At 44.4% G+C, this 18,278-nt stretch carries 13 protein-coding genes; 7 read left to right on the plus strand and 6 right to left on the minus strand.

The features are described from left to right. Positions 1-493 precede the first annotated feature (493 nt). A complete protein-coding gene (locus Q0991_RS13735) occupies positions 494-3,121 on the plus strand; it encodes a glycogen/starch/alpha-glucan phosphorylase (RefSeq protein ID WP_299489300.1) in 2,628 nt (875 codons plus the stop codon). Positions 3,122-3,126: 5 nt separating this feature from the next. Here Q0991_RS13735 and Q0991_RS13740 read toward each other — a convergent pair whose 3' ends face one another. The 6 genes from Q0991_RS13740 to Q0991_RS13765 form a co-directional block, all read right to left on the minus strand. Next, positions 3,127-4,026: a sigma-70 family RNA polymerase sigma factor gene (locus tag Q0991_RS13740; RefSeq protein ID WP_366524955.1), complete on the minus strand. Its 900-nt coding sequence runs from the start codon at positions 4,024-4,026 to the stop codon at positions 3,127-3,129. Between the two features lie 76 nt (positions 4,027-4,102). Then, positions 4,103-4,261 carry a hypothetical protein gene (locus Q0991_RS13745; RefSeq protein ID WP_299489302.1) on the minus strand — a complete coding sequence of 53 codons (159 nt, stop codon included), beginning with the start codon at positions 4,259-4,261 and terminating at the stop codon, positions 4,103-4,105. Positions 4,262-4,610: 349 nt separating this feature from the next. Continuing rightward, the gene (locus Q0991_RS13750) at positions 4,611-5,462 is read right to left on the minus strand and encodes a DUF6544 family protein (RefSeq protein WP_299489303.1); all 852 of its coding nucleotides are present in this window, start codon (positions 5,460-5,462) and stop codon (positions 4,611-4,613) included. 213 nt (positions 5,463-5,675) lie between these two features. Continuing rightward, positions 5,676-8,402 carry a cation-translocating P-type ATPase gene (locus tag Q0991_RS13755; protein WP_299489304.1) on the minus strand — a complete coding sequence of 909 codons (2,727 nt, stop codon included), beginning with the start codon at positions 8,400-8,402 and terminating at the stop codon, positions 5,676-5,678. Between the two features lie 50 nt (positions 8,403-8,452). Then, complete coding sequence (locus Q0991_RS13760; protein WP_299489305.1) at positions 8,453-10,015, minus strand: bifunctional aminoglycoside phosphotransferase/ATP-binding protein; 1,563 nt, start codon at positions 10,013-10,015, stop codon at positions 8,453-8,455. Between the two features lie 370 nt (positions 10,016-10,385). After that, positions 10,386-11,459 carry a medium chain dehydrogenase/reductase family protein gene (locus tag Q0991_RS13765; RefSeq protein ID WP_299489306.1) on the minus strand — a complete coding sequence of 358 codons (1,074 nt, stop codon included), beginning with the start codon at positions 11,457-11,459 and terminating at the stop codon, positions 10,386-10,388. 403 nt (positions 11,460-11,862) lie between these two features. Between Q0991_RS13765 and Q0991_RS13770 the strand changes: the two genes are divergently transcribed. The 6 genes from Q0991_RS13770 (at position 11,863) to Q0991_RS13795 (ending at position 16,828) form a co-directional block, all read left to right on the plus strand. Continuing rightward, positions 11,863-12,627: a PRC-barrel domain-containing protein gene (locus Q0991_RS13770; RefSeq protein WP_299489307.1), complete on the plus strand. Its 765-nt coding sequence runs from the start codon at positions 11,863-11,865 to the stop codon at positions 12,625-12,627. A gap of 91 nt (positions 12,628-12,718) precedes the next feature. Further along, positions 12,719-13,030 carry a co-chaperone GroES gene (locus tag Q0991_RS13775; RefSeq protein ID WP_299489308.1) on the plus strand — a complete coding sequence of 104 codons (312 nt, stop codon included), beginning with the start codon at positions 12,719-12,721 and terminating at the stop codon, positions 13,028-13,030. A gap of 28 nt (positions 13,031-13,058) precedes the next feature. Then, positions 13,059-14,669 carry a chaperonin GroEL gene (gene groL / locus Q0991_RS13780; RefSeq protein WP_299489309.1) on the plus strand — a complete coding sequence of 537 codons (1,611 nt, stop codon included), beginning with the start codon at positions 13,059-13,061 and terminating at the stop codon, positions 14,667-14,669. A gap of 198 nt (positions 14,670-14,867) precedes the next feature. Then, positions 14,868-15,194 carry a DUF1830 domain-containing protein gene (locus Q0991_RS13785; RefSeq protein ID WP_236619048.1) on the plus strand — a complete coding sequence of 109 codons (327 nt, stop codon included), beginning with the start codon at positions 14,868-14,870 and terminating at the stop codon, positions 15,192-15,194. 74 nt (positions 15,195-15,268) lie between these two features. Further along, a complete protein-coding gene (locus tag Q0991_RS13790) occupies positions 15,269-15,526 on the plus strand; it encodes a DUF1816 domain-containing protein (RefSeq protein WP_010476533.1) in 258 nt (85 codons plus the stop codon). A 30-nt stretch (positions 15,527-15,556) separates the two neighbouring features. Further along, complete coding sequence (locus Q0991_RS13795; RefSeq protein ID WP_299489315.1) at positions 15,557-16,828, plus strand: MgtC/SapB family protein; 1,272 nt, start codon at positions 15,557-15,559, stop codon at positions 16,826-16,828. Positions 16,829-18,278 lie beyond the last annotated feature (1,450 nt).

Raw genomic sequence — 18,278 nt, forward strand, 5'->3', positions numbered from 1 at the left:
GCGATCCAGATTGTCCAAAATGGATAAAAATCGAAGATTCTCCCCAACTCTAAGCTCTGAAACCAAGACTATGACTGGCTTTATTTATGCAACAACGCCCAGAAGAAGTATAAAACGCAATTAATGAGCTTGCTAAAGATATTGCCTCAGATTTGCAAAAGGTGCGGGGCGTAATGACTCAATCTTGAGGGACTGGATAAGTTCTCATCACAATTTCTTCAACTTTCTCACTTATTGTTTTGGCATTCTTAGCCGTGTGAAAACAACAGATTCCAACGTCCAGCCCGTTCAATTGTTTTTAGGTGGAGTGTGGAGAGAATCGTGTATTGCTGTCTACTATCAAACCTACGATTGCGATCTATACGTTGGCACGCAAGGTGCATGGGTCATCATTTTACACAAGGTATTGCCTTGTCTAGATATTGAAGGAATCCATTAGCCTAGACCAGGCTGTATCAAAGAGGTTTTATTGTCGTGATGCCGTCAATTTTTCATGAATAAACCATCTGAGCAACGCTCGCTTAATGGAGCGCAGAACTCCTTTCGTCTTTCGGAGCTCTCTCCAGAGCAGATTACTGAAATTTATGATTCATTTCATATTGAAGACGACCGAACGGGACTGAGTTCTGAAACGCTACAACGTGCGATCGCAGATAATCTCTATTACATCCAGGGTAAATTCCCAGAAATTGCCACCCTATATGACTACTACATGGCTGTCGCCTATACGGTGCGCGATCGATTACTGCATCGCTGGATCAACACCGTCAAAACCTACCGTGAACAGGATGTCAAGGTGGTTTGTTATCTCTCTGCTGAATATTTACCAGGCCCTCACTTAGAAAATAACCTGGTTAATCTCGGTATCTATGATCAAGTCCAACAAGCGGTGGAATCCTCGGGATTAGATCTGAGATCCATTTTGGCGCAAGAAGAAGAACCGGGATTGGGGAATGGGGGACTCGGTCGTTTAGCCGCCTGCTATATGGACTCCCTAGCTACCCTGGAAATTCCAGCGATTGGCTATGGCATTCGGTATGAGTACGGAATCTTTGACCAGGAAATCCGAGAGGGTTGGCAGGTTGAAATTACGGATAAATGGTTACGTCTGGGGAACCCCTGGGAAATACCTCGTCCAGAGAACGCTGTAGAGGTCAAGTTTGGGGGCTATACAGAACCCTATACCGATGATCAAGGCGACTACCGAGTACGCTGGATACCTCACCAAGTGGTGAATGGAATACCCTTTGACACCCCTATTTCCGGTTATCGCGTAAACACCACGAGCACGATGCGGCTTTGGAAGGCAGAAGCTCCAGAGTCTTTCGATTTTCAAGCCTTTAACGTCGGGGACTATTACGGAGCCGTCGATGCCAAAATTATTTCCGAAAATCTGACCAAAGTTCTCTATCCCAATGATGAACCCATCCAAGGGAAGCAACTGCGTCTTGAACAACAATACTTCTTCGTTTCTTGTTCCCTCCAAAATCTACTAAAAATTCATCTGTTGCGGGGTGACCCGATCGAGACCTTTTATGAGAAATTTGTGATTCAACTCAACGATACACACCCCGCGATCGGGGTTGCGGAACTCATGCGGTTGTTGGTAGATGAGTATCTGCTTCATTGGCAGAAGGCTTGGGACATAACCCAACAAGCCTTCGCTTACACCAATCACACCCTCCTGCCTGAAGCGTTGGAGACCTGGCCTTTAAATCTGTTTGGCCGTCTCCTGCCTCGGCATTTAGAAATTATTTATGAAATTAATCAGCGTTTTCTCGATCAGGTGCGGCTGAAATATTTGGGCAACCCGGATAAACTCGCCCGCTTGTCCCTTATTGAAGAAGGCGGGAGCAAACGAATTCGCATGGCTCACTTGGCCTGTGTGGGGAGTCACGCCATCAATGGGGTGGCCGCTTTGCATACAGAACTCTTAAAAAAAGGGGTCCTGAAAGACTTCTATGATCTCTGGCCCCATAAGTTCACTAATATAACCAATGGGGTAACTCCGCGACGGTGGATGGTCTTGATTAATCCGAGGCTAACCCAATTGATTACCCGCGAGATTGGTGAAACTTGGATCACACAACTTGAGGATCTCAAACGGTTAGAATCTTTAGCCGAGGATCCAGCGTTCCGCCAAGAATGGCGACGGGTCAAACGGGCCGTTAAACAGGATCTAGCAGACTATATTCAAGCTCACCAAGGACTGACTCTCAATCCCGATTCTATCTTTGATATCCAGGCCAAGCGCATTCATGAATATAAGCGTCAACATCTCAATGTGCTCCATATCATTACGCTCTATAACCGTATCAAGCACAATCCCCAACTCGCGGTTCCACCCCGCACTTTTATCTTTGGAGGTAAGGCTGCCCCCGGCTATCGGATGGCCAAGCTAATCATTAAGCTGATCACGGCAGTGGGAGAAGTCGTGAATTATGATCCTGACATTTGCGATCGCATCAAAGTAGTCTTCCTACCTGACTTCAATGTCACCAACAGTCAGCGAATTTATCCCGCCGCTGATTTATCGGAGCAGATCTCCACGGCAGGCAAGGAAGCCTCCGGCACGGGCAATATGAAGTTTTCGATGAATGGCGCTTTAACCATTGGCACCCTCGACGGGGCCAATATTGAAATTCGCGAGGCTGTGGGAGCTGACAACTTTTTCCTATTTGGGCATACCACTGAAGATATTGTTGACCTTAAGGAACAAGGGTACGTCCCAAAGACCTTCTACAATACCAATCCAGCCCTGAAAGAAGCGATCGACCTCATTGCCTCAGGATATTTTTCCCATGGGAATCGGGCGCTATTTCAACCCCTAGTGGATCAACTTCTGCAAGCAGATCCCTATTGCTTACTGGCAGACTATCAGTCATATATTGACTGCCAAGATCAGGTGGGACAGGCATTTCAAGATCAAGACACCTGGACCAAAACGGCTATTCTCAATGTGGCTCGCATTGGGCGGTTCTCTTCAGATCGGGCCATACGGGAATATGGCCGAGAGATTTGGCAGGTTGATCCGGTCTCCATTCATTTGGAGGAATATCAGCAGGCCAAAGCCAGCTTGGCAGGAGAACACTGTCTGGATGCAGATGCATGTCCCTTTTGAGACCTTTATGCCGCCATAAAGTCCTGCAGATTACCCGATTGGAGTAACTTCGATTTTGCTGTCTGTTCGAGTTTTCTCACCCATTCCCGACTGATGCCCATTTGTTGACTGACTCGGGAGAGAGAGCGTTCTCGCCCATCTTCAAGACCATAGCGGAGGATAAGAACAGTGCGCTCATTGTCATTGAGCTGAGCGAGAGCCGACCATAAAGCATTTCGCAAAAAATCTTGTTCCACCACTTCACTTGGACTGGGCATTTGCAGATCTTCTAAAAAATCTCCTAACTCCGTATCTTGATCTTTTACCATGCGGATATTCAGGGATTCAGGATTGGATATCCGGGCGGCTTGTAAGGTCTTCTGCAGCTGTTCCAATGTGATGCCTAATTCGGCAACCATTTCCTGGTGAGTGGGGGTGTGTCCAAGGGTTTGGGATAGCTCTCGACGCACTCGTTTGATGCGGTTGAGCTTTTCCGTCATATGCACAGGGATGCGAATGGTATGGGACTGCATTGCGATCGCACGAGTGATAGATTGGCGAATCCACCAGTATGCATAGGTGCTAAATCGATATCCCTTAGCAGGATCAAACTTCTCTACCGCTCGCTCTAGCCCCAAACTCCCTTCTTGGATGAGATCAATTAAATCCATTCCCCGTTTTTGATATTTCTTCGCGATCGTGACCACTAACCGCAGATTGGCACAAATCATCCTGTGCTTCGCCCGCTGCCCCCGCTGCTGTATCTGGTCTAATTCAGCTTGGGAAATCGCTTTCGGCGGATGTAGGGCTGATTGGATTTGTTGGCCTAATGCCACTTCTTCTGCATGGGTCAACAGCGAGTATCCACCCATACGGGTCAAATAGGACCCAAGAGCGTCTTTATTCGATCTCATGGTTGTAAACATCTCGATCACCTGTTTGCGTTACTGACTTAAGCTGATTCGAAAGCGTCGGATTGCACGATCGAGCGTCAGCCCATAATTAATGTGGATCTAGGAAGTCTGATTCTGACTCACTTCGACTGAGCATGATGGCAAAGCTCAACAATAAGAACAACGCCATCAATAACCAGCTCAATACCGTGACCCATTCCGGATAGTCAGGGTGAAAAAACAGTCTTAAATCGGAGGGGATTTGCATTTATCGCACTCCTATTCTTCTAATAAAATCCGATAAACTGGCAAAAAAGATTGCCCCATAGCGAGATTCGCCGTTTATCCTCATTTCTACAGTAGAAAATAGTCTTGGTAATCTTGTGAGGTCGATAATCCAATCTCTGACTTACCTTCAGGCCACTACAGAGGTTCTATAAAGGAGAAACAGTAAATGGTAGACACCCTAACCCATCCAAATTATGGAATTGTTGCGAATATCTGGCCAACGTTCATCTGCCCTGCAACACATGACTAACTCCTTAGCCTACAGGGCCATCCATATCTAGACCCTGGCAAGTACTTCAGCCAAGATTCCAGGCTGAACAAAGATCGGATCAAACTTCAGCCTGGAACAGTGATTGATTGTCTGGATCCGTCTCAAGATGGGTAATGCGTCCCCGCCAATAGGTAAAGGGGCCGTCTTCCAATTGCCAGCTCACTTGCCCCAAGGTTGGAATATCGTACCCACCCAATGTCTTATAATCGGATGCCGCACAACTCCAGGGGGTTTCAACGGCTTGTCCTGCAACCATTCGGGGTCGGTTCGGTGCAGTGATATTGACGAGGTCACCATTATGGTCAAAATTGTAATGGACTCCTACGTCCGGTTCACCTTTAACTTCTACAGTGAACTCATTCAGTTCGTGCCAATGTAACGCTGAATTATTTAGAAACGCAGCTGGGAAAAAGATCAATTCCGCCAGGTACCGCATTAGCTCCCCCTTATCTGTACTCGATCCCGTCGCCCTTAAAAAGGGAATCGAACCCAACAGCCTTCCTTCCAGCCTGCCTTTACCTTGGACATAGCTGTCCACTACTTCGATATGAATAAAGGGCGCAAGCCGAAAGGTGGCTCGCCACACAAACCCCGGTTGTCGAATCGAGAAGTCTTGGGTGGCCGAAAAAGGTAGCCACCGTCCCTGCTCAGATAAACGCATTTCACCCGTTTGGTGAATCTGAATAGTGGTGGGACAATCCTGAGATGGCCCTTGGTTTGAGTCTGAAAGATGCGATCGCATCGCCAATGCACCAATCAACCGGGGGGGTTGAAGGACCTGTTCATCATTGGTTAGCGTTCTCAGAGCCTGGACTTGTTGCTCAATTGAACGATGAAACTGCCAAGTGGACCCAAAATGCAAAACGGACAAGAGGGCTAGAGCCAATAAAATTGCGAGCCTAAGGGTCAAAACAACCTCCCAAACCTCAATCAAAATAATCAGCACATGACTCACCCCCTTTAATTCTCAAATGAAGATAAACAGGATGATATGCAAGCTCCTTCCGTATACTACTCCTGTGTTAACCTTCATTTTTACGGTAGAAAGTATACCTGGGAAACTTATGAAGAGGCGTCAAATCCCAGATACGCGCATTGAGCACGCTGATAAAACCGTTAAAAACTATCTAATCAGTATCTTTTTGAACTCAACGCAACAGAATATCAGGATGGATAATCCTAGGCTGACAGCTAAGTCTAAGTACGATAAAGGAATCGTTTTGAACATTTGCTGGAAGAAGGGAATATAAACCACAGCAAGCTGACCTATAAAGGTAACGATCACCGCAACCAACGCTGGTCGATTGGATAACACTCCGATCTTAAATAATGAGTCTTGGTCCGAGCGCACTGCTTGAGCAATACTGATCCGGGAAAAGGCTAATGTACAAAAAACCATGGTTTGCCAACTAGCTAACCCTAACCTCCAGTAGTGATATCCCACACACAACAGGGTAATTCCGAGAAAACTTCCTATCCAGATAATCCCGTTACCGACACCACGACCGAAAATACTTTCTCGCGGATTGAAAGGAGCTCTTCGCATAATTTGGCGTTCTGCAGGTTCCACACTTAGCGAAAGAGCTAGAATACCGTCTGCTAAAAGATTAATCCACAAAATCTGTAGCGGTAGCAATGGCAGTGGCATCCCCAGAAAAGGAGCCAATAAAATCACCAAAAGTTCGCCTAGATTGCCAGTTAGCGTATATTGAATGAATTTACGAATATTGTCATAGATGACTCGGCCTTCACGAGTAGCAGCCACAATCGTGCTGAAATTGTCATCTAAAAGAACGATATCGGAAGCATCCTTAGCTACATCTGTTCCTGTAATACCCATGGCTATGCCAATATCAGCTTGCTTAAGAGCAGGAGCATCATTGACCCCATCTCCTGTCATCGCAACGATATGGCCTGCCCGTTGGAGGGCCTGAACAATCTTTAATTTGTGTTGAGGCGCAACACGAGCATAGATTGACACTTGAGTTGACACCTCAAGTAACTTTTGATCGGTGAGCTGATCTAAATCTCTCCCTGTCAATAGATGACCGTCTGAGCTAATCCCTAACTCTGAAGCGATATGTTCTGCTGTTAACGGATGATCACCCGTAATCATTACAGGTCGAATTCCGGCAGTTTTACAGGTTTGGACAGCAGTATATACATCTGACCGGATGGGGTCAATCATGCCAAAAATCCCCACAAAGATAAGCTGTTTTTCTAGAGCTACCAAATCCTCAGGGAGTGAGCTAAAAGGTCGGTATGCCATACCTAGCAGTCGCATTCCCTCTTGAGCAAGTTTGTTATGGGTCTGCAGAATGCGCTCACACCGTTGCGGGTCCAAAGGCACCAACTCCTGGATCTCCCAAACCCATTCTGAAATATTAAGCAGCTGATCAACAGCTCCCTTACAAATAGCGATATAACGACAATTATCGGGGATTTGAATGGTAGAAAAAGTTCTGGAAAGTATGCGAGAAGTTGGGTTTACATTTGACTCCTCATCCTGAAGGCAATGAACGGTTGTCATCCGTTTACGCTCTGAATCAAAGGGTAATTCTTTGATTCGCGGCAAGTGGGTTTCCAAATCTGCCTTGTCTAAGCCAAACTGAGCGGCTGCAAGAACCAAAGCTGTCTCCGTTGGATCGCCTAACAGGCAATACCCTTGAGATGAACCTTGTTCAAAATTCAACGCAGCATCACTACATAAAGCACCCCCCATCAGTAGCCAGGCGAGAACGGGTTGAAGCTCATGGATGGGGGCATTCAATAACGTTCTCAAGGGGGGTTGATGAGGATCCAGCTCAAGGCGACTCCCCGCAATGACGAGTGACTTGACGGTGATTTGATTTTCAGTGAGTGTCCCCGTCTTATCTGTACAGATTACGGTGACTGAACCTAGAGTTTCAACTGCAGGTAATTTCCGAATCAAGGCCTGCTGCTTTAACATTCGCTGGGCACCAAGGGATAAAGCGATGGTTACCACAGCGGGTAATCCCTCTGGAACTACAGCGACACCTAGACTGACGGCAATCATAAAAATGGCCTGGAAATCTTCACCTCGCAATAAACCCAGCCCAAAGACAATAAGCACAACAACAAAGATAGCGATTGCTAGTCTTCGCGCCAGTTGATCAAGCCGTCGTTGAAGTCGAGTGGGTTCAGCTTTGACCGACTGAATGGCCGCTGCAATCTGCCCTAACTCCGTATTCATGCCTGTTTCAGTGATGATGATTTCACCACGACCGTAGGTGACCATTGTTCCCATAAAGGCCATGTTGCTACGATCCCCTAAGGGGAGATCTGCAAGATTTAATCCTTGAGCGATCTTTTGTACGGCATCGGATTCACCGGTGAGGGAGGATTCTTGAATTCGTAGGTTAATACATTTCTGGATGCGGCCATCGGCTGGCACCAAATTGCCTGATTCTAAAAGCACAATATCTCCAGGTACCAGCAAGTTAGAGGACAGCTCCAGTACCTTTCCTTCTCGTTTTACTCTGACTGTGGGAATAGCGAGCTGACGGAGAGAATCAATCGCGCGTTCAGCTTGATATTCTTGCCGAAACCCAAGCAGTGCATTAAAGACGATGATCGTGAAAATTGCGATGGCATCCTGAATATCGCCAAGTACCGCAGATAGAACAGCCGCAACAATCAAGATTAGAACCATGGTTGCTGTGAGCTGTTCCCACAAAATTAACCAGGGACTTTTCGTGGACTGTTTTAATAACTCATTGGGGCCATAGTTCGAGAGTCGTTGGCGGGCTTCCTCTTGGCTTAACCCCTCAGACAAAGTTCCCAACTTTTGCAATACTTCCTGGGGATTGAGTTGATACCAAATACTCATAAACACAAGTAAGCGTAACTGTTGAATGAAATAGCCCTGAATTGAGAGTACTATTCAATGAATGATAAAAGTTGAGAATCTAGATCCTGATCAGTATTCACTATATGAATAAATGGTTTTTCTGTATCGTTGAAGTCTTCAGCTTCATTTATTTGAGTTTCTAATATTGAAATGTTGGCGTCAGAAATATCATTGGTACGATACATTAGACGATTTCGTATAACTTCTAATGGGGCTTTACAGACAATGATATTCAAAGGGATTTTAGCTGCTTTTGTTCGAGTAATCACTTCATTACGAAAATTCCGTTTATCATACTTCGCATCTAATATTACAGTCACACCCTGTTTGGCGAGCTGAAGGCCGGAATCGACTAGCCTTTTATAGGTTTTATAGGTCATTTCTGGTGTATAAATATCTTGACTTGAGTGTTTATTAGATCTTGACTCTAGGAGTGAGATGCCAGCTATATGCTTGCGAACAGCATCAGAACGAATATGAATAGCATTAATTTTTCTAGAAAGATTTCTGGCGACAGTGGTTTTTCCTGAGCCAGAAATACCCGACATTAGAATGACTCGACCTTGGGGACGATAGGTGTAATCAGAAGCAAGTTTATAGTAGGCTTGGGCTTGGGCTTTAAGGATAGCTTTTTCTGAAGGCGAAATTAGTGAATCTTCACACGTCAAAGAAGTGACATTACCTCTTATGAATGCCCTCATGATTAAGTAGAGTGGCAATATATTAACCCCACTATAATCGTCAGTTTTTTCTAGGTACTCATTGAGAAACTCATTTGCGTAGTCAAGATGACCGTAATATGTCAAGTCCATTACTAGAAAAGCAACATCATACAGAATGTCAATGTAGCGGAATTCTTGATTGAACTCTATGCAGTCGAAAGCCTGAAGTTTATCTTGAAAAAGACACAGATTTTTGAGGTGTAAGTCACCGTGACATTCACGAATTTTATGCTGGAACTGACGTTTCTCTAACCATTCGGAATGGTCGGATAGGAAATGGTTAATATATTCAAAAATATTCTGGTATCTGGATGGACTCAATGTTTTATTTATATATGAACGACTAAGTGTAAAGTTTTCTCTATTGATATGACGAATAACTTCAACGCTTCCGTAGCTTTGGATTTTTGAATTAGTTTCTGCCTCAGAATGATACAGCGCAATCTGTTTTCCAAGAGATTGCATATGTGTAAATGTCAACAGATTTTCCTGTAATAGTTCTAGTCCATCTTTCTCAAATTGGTGCATCTGAATCACATATTCAATCACCTGTTCAATATTGGTCTGGCTCTTTGCTATTTTGAATTGACGATGTGATATTTCAATAATTGGAAGTACAGCAATGTATAGATTTGGAGCAAGGATACGATTTAATCGTAGTTCTTCTTGGCAGAAATGATGGCGTTTTTCTAAAGTTGAAAAATCTAAAAATGATAGTTTAATGGGTTTCTTTATTTTATATGCATATTCTCCTGTTAATACAATATAGGAGATATGAGTCTGAACAATCTCTATCGGTTTAGAGACAGAATAAGGATAAAAGCTAGGTTGAAGCATTCGCAGAATTAATGGAGGAAGAGAATCTGTCATGATTTATCACTTTCCTTTAATCGCTCATAATTTGTTTATACAAGTCTTAATGAGTTCTAAAAATATGATATCTATGTTAGATAATGGAAAAATTAGTATCGTCAGCTACTGACTTTATTAGGCTTATTATGAGTTGGGTAATCCAAGGAATAAGGAATTAATTTGAATAAAATTCACTATCAGAAATAAACTGAAGTCTGTATAAGGCATCAATAGATTACCTATGGCGTTATAAAATATCACTATCAAAAAAACAACGCTACGACGACCTGACTAGATGTTTAGCAGGGCCAGAAGGCCCATACTCCCCCTATTTTCAACAGCCTTTCCCGATGTGCCAAAAGAGCTGTGAAAATCCATAGCTAATGAGTTATCCCTTAAAAAATGACGAGGATTTGCTCTCTGGCTTGGATGAATGAGCTTGGTAAGTTTCATCACACAGTAAGACTAACTGACCCCTCACTGCAGCGTGATCCAGTAAGTCATGGGCTACCGCTACGTCTTTTAAGGGTAGGCGATCGGCAATGATAGGCTGAATAGAGCCATCTACCAGTAGATCGAGAAGGCTCGTTAAGTCGTCTCGGAACCAATTGGGCTGACGCCGCTTCAAATCAGCAATGTTGTAAAATACAGCGCTACGACGATCCGGCCAGATGCTTAACAGAGTCAGAAGGCCCATACTCCCCCCGACTGTCAACAGCCTTCCCAAGTGTGCTGATAGCGCTGAGGAAAACCCATAGCTAATGAGTTGCCCCCTAGGAGATACGGTTTGGTAGGACGCCAGCAGATGACGCCCTCCAATGGCATCAAAGACCACATCCATCCCATCAGGAACGAGGCGACGAATCTGCTGTTGGAAGTCTTGCTGTTGATAATCAATCGGAGTAGCGCCTAAATTGGCAATGAGATCATGTTTCGCTGTGGAGTCCGTACCATACATCTTTAAGCCTGCGAGGTGACCTAACTCCAGGAGCGCAGTTCCAACACCGCCCGCAGCACCGTGAATCAAGATGCGATCGCCGGGTTGAACCTTAGCGATTCGGTGCAGCAGCTGATAGGCTGTCACGTACTGCAAAACTAGACCGACAGCCTCTGCAACATCCACCTCCGCTGGTACTGGAACACATTCGTGAGCGGGTAGACAAATGTACTCACTATATCCACCCACTACAGTCAGGGCCGCAATCCGTTGACCGATGTCCAGCCCAGCGACCCCTGGGCCAAGCTGATCAACAATCCCAACCACTTCATAGCCTGGGGTAAAGGGCACTTTGGGTAAACCCGGATAGAGTCCTTCGCGGATCAAAACGTCTGTAAAGGCCACACCAGTTGCTAATACCCGCACTCCCACTTCTCCTGCGCGAGGTTCAGGCCGTTCATCCATGACCATCTCAAAAACATCCGGTCCGCCGTGGTGGGAAATTATCACATGTTGGTAGCGCATGCTAACACCTATGGTTGAGGGCTAAATGCTTTACGGTTTAAGGCATCTAGCTCTCAATCTAGAGTGGGATATTGTGAAAATTGTGAGGGATGAAAGCACCGATTAGCGACGATCTAATCCCCTCACATTGTCTTCAACTTTTCGCTTTAGTCTCATGGCTAGAGACGATCTTAATTGCCCCTCAAGATTAGTCCTCCCCCCTCTTCCTGAGCACCTGGTGCTTGAAGTCAAGCGTTTTATCGCCATTCAATTATGGGAATGCAGGATGTCTTGATTGATAAGGGATTTTCTCACAGGCTTTCAACATAGAAAGCGGTCGGAGATGTTAAAAATTACAATCGAATGAGCACAACATCGCTAAAACATCACAGTTGCTAGTTACTGAACGGTCATGGAGACACCCATGTTCAATATTATCCGTTACAGTCAAATGGTCGGGTTAACTGCCGTAGGAAACACCACAAATTCTCGCCTGGGAAACGTGGAAGAGATCTGGCTTGACAAGTCTGGATATGTCACACATCTATCCAGTCGCCAGCGGTATTGGTCTCTACGTCAAGTCGTGAGTGTGGGCAGAGAGACCGTGTCGGTTGATCGTCCCCTCCTAGTGACAGCCCCACCCCACCTTCATCCTGGATATCAACTCCCAGTCCGATCTAGGGTCGGAGAAAAGTTGGGCTGGGTGGAGGATTTTCTGTTCGATTGGCATACAGGGGAAATCGTCGCTTATATCTTGGCAGGAGAGATTGCCAGTTACCTGGGAGAGCGTGCAATCCTCTTCCCTGGGGATATCGAGAAATACACACCTGAAGCCCTCCTGATTCCAGAAGGAGCAAAAAATCTACTCAAACTGGAGTCAGAAGGGTTAAAGGACTTTATTTGCGAAAAATCTGACGAGGTGAAATTTGTCATCCAGGAGATGACGGATCGCTTACAGCGTTTATTCAATCTAAATGATGGACCATACGAGATTCAGATCAAGATTCAGCAAGTTAGCGAAGCCCTTGCTTCCACGAATAAGTATGATCAGCGCCATTTGGCTGAAGCTACTGAGTTTCTTCAAGGTCAATGGGCTAGTTTGCAGCGTGGATTTAGTCGTAACCTCAATCTAGCCCAAACTGCTCTAGAAAAAGCTTGGCAAGAAATTGTGAGTCAGAACAAGCTTTAAAGGTTGATCACGATCTGGATGCCTATCTATTTTTGGTGTGCTGCTCACCCACCCAAATGAACTGCCCCCTTTAATTTATGGAGGATTGGATATGTCCACTCTAACCCTCAATGTTTCTACTGTTAGCCCTCTCGGCGACCATGTCTTTCTGAAGGTAAATAAGGCTGAAGAAAAAACCGCAGGTGGCATCTTAATGCCCGATACAGCTCAAGAGAAACCTCAAGTGGGAGAGGTGGTTAGTGTTGGGCCTGGTTTGAAGTCTGGGAATGGCTCCTATGCCCCCATCGACGTTCAAGTCGGCAATCAGGTGCTATATGCCAAATACAGTGGAACGGGTATCAAACTGGGTAATGAAGATTATGTGCTGACCAAAGCTCAAGATATTCTCGCGATTGTCTCATAGGGAATCAACGTGGTGAAGGTAAGGAATTATGGCTAAGTCAATTCAATACGATTCAGCGGCTCGCCATGCCTTAGAGCAAGGGATCGATCTGCTAACTGAAGCAGTGGCAGTGACCTTAGGACCAAGGGGCCGCAATGTCGTCCTTGAGCAGAAATTTGGTCCCCCGCAAATTGTGAATGATGGCATCACCATTGCCAAGGAAATTGAGCTAGACAACCCTTTAGCCAATACAGGCGTGGCCTTGTTGCGCCAAGTTGCAGCCAAAACCAATGATGCGGCAGGGGATGGCACCACCACAGCCGTTGTTTTAAGCCATGCAATGGTAAAGGAAGGGTTGCGCAATGTCGCAGCGGGAGCCAATCCAATGGCAATCCGACGAGGCATCGACCAGGCCACCCAATTTTTGTTGGATCAGATTGCTGAACATGCACTACCTGTGAAAGATTCCAATGCGATCTCACAGGTTGGGACCATTGCTGCGGGCAATGATGAAACTGTGGGGCAAATGATTGCTGCTGCCATGGCAAAGGTGGGTCAGCAAGGGGTGATTTCTTTGGAAGAAGGCCAATCAATGCAGACCGAAGTCGAAGTCACGGAAGGGATGCGGTTTGACAAGGGGTATATTTCACCTTACTTCGTAACGGATGCCGAGCGAATGGTGACGACTCTGGATGATGCCTACCTATTACTAACGGATAAAAAGATCACCTTAGTGAATGCCTTACTGCCCATTCTGGAGAACGTTACACAAACGGGTAAACCTCTTGTGATAATTGCTGAAGATATTGAAAAAGAAGCCTTAGCAACCCTTGTCCTTAATCAATTACGAGGTACTGTCAGGGTGGCTGGGGTTAAGGCACCTGGATTTGGCGATCGCCGCAAGGATCTGTTAGCTGATATAGCGGTACTCACTGGAGGACAAGTCATCAGCGAAGATACCGGGCTGAGATTAGAAAACGCCACCCTAGAAATGATGGGCCGTGCTCGCCAAGTGGTCATCACTAAGGACCATACCACCCTCATTTCGGAAAGCAATGAAGCTGCTGTCAAAGCGCGTTGTGAGCAAATTCATCGCCTGATAAATGAGACAGACTCATCCTTTGAAAAGGAAAAACTGCATGAGCGTCTAGCTCAGCTTTCTGGTGGGGTAGCTGTAATCAAAGTTGGGGCCGCCACTGAAACGGAAATGAAGGACCGTAAGTTAAAACTAGAAGACGCGATTAACGCAACTCAAGCCGCTGTTGAGGAAGGCATTGTTCCAGGTGGTGGTACAACCCTCGTGCATCTTGCCCCTCAACTTGAGGACTGGTCTGCTGAACATTTGGTTGGTGATGAACTGATCGGAGCCATGATTCTAGTCCGTTCCCTCTCTGCTCCATTGAGACAGATTGTTGAGAACGCGGGTCTGAATGGTGGGGTGGTTGTAGAGCAGGTTAAGACTTTACCGTTCAACACGGGCTATGATGCCTTGAACAACCAGTATGTAGATATGTTTACTGCCGGGATTGTCGATCCAGCTAAGGTGACTAGTGCTGGGTTGCGAAATGCCGCTTCCATTGCGGGTATGGTTCTGACCACGGAGTGCATTATTGCGGAGCAATATCAGGCAACAACAAAGGATTTAGCGAATGCTGGTTGAGAAATTAAAGAGCTCGGTGACTGATTTTTTTAGCTGATGTTACGACATTAGGATTCCCATCAATGTCCGATTTGGCCAGTATTCGTTGGCTGATCTTCATGGTTTTCACATAATTATTCCTTAATCTTTGGAATATTGGTAATCATCCATGAGATGGAACGGAAGGAAAAAGTGCCCACATAGATGGAGTGAGTCATCATGTCATCCGCATCAACTGGCGTACTAGATAGGTGTCCTGATATTACAGAACTGCCTGAGAAAGTGAGGTGTTGTTATGTCAATGAGATGCAGCGAACCCAAATTATCCGAATTGTCAATATTCCCCACGACTTCCTCGAGCGGACTGTATTACCAGGTGATCACTTAGTTTTTGAAACCTATCCCGACGCTGAGTTGGAGGTTCATACTTATGAAATGGCCAGTGCTACTTTGACGGCGAAGATTATATGCGATCGCTTGGCCATTCCAACAGTATCGGAAACAACTAGGATGTGTGCTTTATATAAAGAGTTGAATGGGGGATAAAAGGTCCCCTCAGCCCCTTAAGCACAAATGATTCTTGTTCCCACTCTAATAGCCTTTGCCACTTAGAACTAGGTATGCTTTGGATCTATTCCCAAAAACAGGCCCCCTTTTGGTGGATTGAAGTTGTGGCGCTAGAACCACAAAGCACACTCTACTATGGCCCTTTCAGAACTTCGACAGAAGCCGCAAATTATCAAGCTAACGTTACTAAAGACATGAAGGCAGAGCCTCAAAAAATTACTGTCACAATCCGCACATGTCAACCAGAAATCTTAGCCATCACTAGTATTGAAGCCCCGAATAGAGAACCCCCTTTTCTACCCGAACGATAGCTCCAAAACGACAATACTTCAACGAGAAGTATGGATACTCAACATCTAAAATTCATCCCTCAGAGCAACGTTTTTAAGCTGCTATGGGTCTTATTCTTATCTTTTCTAATTGGATTGGAGCGAGAAGGACATCATACTCAAACAGGTCGCTATGCTTTTGGTGGAGTTCGTACCTACCCAATGATTGGATTAGTAGGGTACTGCATCGCCTTTTTGACGAACGGTCAAAGTATCGCATTGGGAATGGGTTTTCTAGCCATTGCTGGTCTGATGGCTCTTTCGTATTGGCATAAGTTGCAAACAGTAGAAAATGCAGGGGTAACTTCAGAAATTGCTTGCTTAGCAACCTATTTGGTGGGTGCTCTTGTCTACTTTGGTCACTACTGGGAAGCTGCAACCTTAGCGATTACCAGTTTATTTTTATTGGAATTAAAGTCTGTTTTAGAAAAGTTGGCTACCCAATTTTCTTCAGAAGATATTCTTACATTAACCAAGTTTTTACTACTGACATTTGTGATCTTGCCAGTTCTGCCTAATCAAGCCTATGGCGAGTTTCAACTCAATCCCTTTAAGACTTGGTTAGTCGTCATTGCTGTAAGCGGCATCTCCTATGCCAGCTATCTGTTGCAGCGTGCATTTCAGGGAAGAGGGACTCTGATTATTATTGCGTTGATTGGTGGAGCTTATTCTTCAACCGTTACAACCGTTGCCCTTGCAAAACAATCCACCTCAGATCCTCTGCCAAGAAGGTATGCAGGAGCAATTCTCATCGCCTCAGGGATGATGTATTGCCGCTTGATCGTTTTAACGGGTATCTTCAATAAGTCTCTTGCAGCCCTCCTATGGGGACCTATGAGTCTCGTGGCAAGCATCGCTATTTTAGGAGGTGGAATATGGTTAATATTTACAGGTCGCTCAGCTAAGGTTTACTCAGTCCGAGGAACACCTCAAAATCCACTTGAGCTGAGATTTTCGTTACTCTTTGCAGGGGTATTTGTGATGTTGCTAGTTTTGACACACTACGCAATTGAGGTTTTGGGTCAAGCGGGCATCTACACCCTAGCTGGTATTTTGGGGTTCGCGGATGTAGATCCTTTCGTCATGGGTATCACCCAATCTGCTGGTCAGTCTACTGCGCTAAACATTAGTGCGATCGCTATTTTAATTGCCGCAGCAAGTAATAGTATCGCGAAAGGTGTATATACATTAGGTATTGGTGATTGGAAAGTAGGGAAATCAAGCCTCATTTTGCAAAGTATTTTAGCTTTAATCAGCGTACTTCCAATTTTATATTTGAGGTAAGAAATGAGAGGCAATAAAAAAATAATAACGCCATTATTTTGAACAAAAGTCTTGACAGTCTGGTGCATCACTTGTTAAGACTTTGCTTGGGTGAACAGCACAATGAAGATATGTATTTCGATGATAAAACTTACAGTTTAAGCAATGATAATAATTTCTTTTTTGTAGACTTGCGAAAGGTTTACGGAAAAACTTAATGAAGTTCGGATACCAGTAAATTAAGATCACCATTAAGATCGCTATTCCTATCCCAAAACTAATAGAAGAACTTTCTTGATTGTCGGACACTTTTTTAGGATTAGGGATTTCAATCGTATTAGTTAAAATAATTTTCCTGGCTGTTTTAGGCTGTTCAACTATTATTTGATCTAAAACTGTTTTGTATGTCATGATTGCATTTGACCAATGACTTAAACAAACTCTTTGGGCATAATTAGAATTTTCCTTAAATTGTTGATAACAATCTCCCGTGTATTCTTAACATGCACCAGCCTGTTATACAGGTACTACTTCTCGCCTGTTATAACTTACATATTGACAATTAAACTGTAGTTGTAAAATTTGAGGAATCTGTGAGAAGGCAAGAATTAAGTGAGCATTGATAAAGATTTAGATATCGCTTCTCTTCGCCGATACTTTATGGCTATTTAAATCACAAGAACTTAAGCTTTCTTCACTCATGATTAAAAGAAATGAATATATTAGTTATCAATACTACTGGTGATTCAGTACTAGATTTAGTTTTACGAAATATGATGTTACTGTTGATCTATGTTTTTTGGGATGTAGGCAGATTTTATCTATGACTCACAGAATCTCCAAGTTCTTCGAATAGACTATATACTAAGCAATTCAAAGGTTTGATGTTTGAGTTAAGCACATCAAGCTGCTAGATATTCAAGGTTGTATAGGGATTCAGAGCCATGAATACTAATGATCTTAAGCCCGATAAATATTCTGATAAAATAGTTACTCCCCCTTATAGAGATATAGTTGTCTCTGGACTTATGTTCGTAGGGTTGTTCACCGTCCTCTTATTTCTGGGTATTCTTTAATACTTTATGAAACCTTTTTAGCCTATATAAGAATCAGAGTTTTGGCTTATCTAAACCGAAGAGAAAACTTCAAAATATTGTCTTCTCTACCTGCGAATAAATAGTTGGATTTATATGTATATTTCTGAAGTTTAATACTAATAGATATTCAGAAATATATGCAGGCTATCTAAAAGTACATGATGGAATTCTTTAGGCAAAATCTCCAGCCATGAAAGAAACTATCCAAAATCATCTTATATCTGCTAGCGCTAATCCAGACATGCAGAGAAATCAAAGGAATATCTCCTTCGGTACCCAGGGTAAGCGCAAGAAAAATGAGGCGTTAATATGCTATGGAACTCCATTCTGTTAAAAGGGTTTCCCATGGCTACAGGTTTCAGCAAGACCCCTTC

It is taken from the genome of Acaryochloris sp. IP29b_bin.137, from assembly GCF_028285745.1.
Classification (GTDB): domain Bacteria; phylum Cyanobacteriota; class Cyanobacteriia; order Thermosynechococcales; family Thermosynechococcaceae; genus Acaryochloris.